This window comes from Nocardioides furvisabuli (assembly GCF_021083185.1).
Taxonomy (GTDB): domain Bacteria; phylum Actinomycetota; class Actinomycetes; order Propionibacteriales; family Nocardioidaceae; genus Nocardioides; species Nocardioides furvisabuli.
Genome location: NZ_JAIGQB010000032.1, coordinates 1 through 609, shown reverse-complemented (window position 1 = coordinate 609; position 609 = coordinate 1). Strand labels below are relative to the sequence as shown.

Sequence of the window (609 nt, the reverse complement as noted above, 5' to 3'; positions counted from 1 at the left end):
CAGCGTGGCCGCAAGTCCCTGGAGTCTCTGGCGAAGCGTGGACGGGGTCATTGTTCGCTCCCTGCGACGGTGCGGATCAGTCGTGCCGAGGCCTCACCGGTGACGGGCAGGCCGCCGAGGCCGATGATGCTCAGGAACTTGGGGCGATAGGTGTCTGTCACGTTCACGGTGATGGTGGTGCCGTCGGTGATGGACACGGTCCCGTTGACGCCGGCAGTGGAGAGATAGTCCTGGGCTGCGTTGCGCGCCGCCGCGGCGTTGATGGCCACGTGGCGTCCCTGCACGGCCGGTGCGGCCTGGACCTCCTGGCCTCCGGCGCGCGCGGCCTGACCAGCGACGTTGTGGGCGCGCTGTTGGGCGTGGACCTGCCCGCCGAGATCGACAGCAAGCCCGACGAGCATCATCATCACGAAGCTCGCGGTGACCATCCAGAGCGTGATCGAGCCATCTTCGCTGCGGGTCATGAGCGCTCCCGCCACGTGTCGAGAGAGCTGCTCGCGCTCGCCTCGATGGTGCGCTTGCCTGGTACTCCCGGCACAGCAAGACCCTCAAGGTCCAGCAGGCAACCGACGGTGACGTGCACAGCAGCGTTCTGGCCTACTGCTGCGG

At 67.7% G+C, this 609-nt stretch carries 1 protein-coding gene; it reads right to left on the bottom strand.

Features of this window, described 5'->3' with window-relative positions:
• Positions 1-47: 47 nt before the first annotated feature.
• A complete protein-coding gene (locus tag K4G59_RS19770) occupies positions 48-464 on the bottom strand; it encodes a TadE/TadG family type IV pilus assembly protein (RefSeq protein ID WP_231252777.1) in 417 nt (138 codons plus the stop codon).
• Positions 465-609: the final 145 nt, after the last annotated feature.

Coding starts and splice junctions, on each gene's coding strand:
- K4G59_RS19770 (WP_231252777.1), bottom strand. CDS start 464: ATGACCCGCAGCGAAGATGGCTCGATCACGCTCTGGATGGTCACCGCG.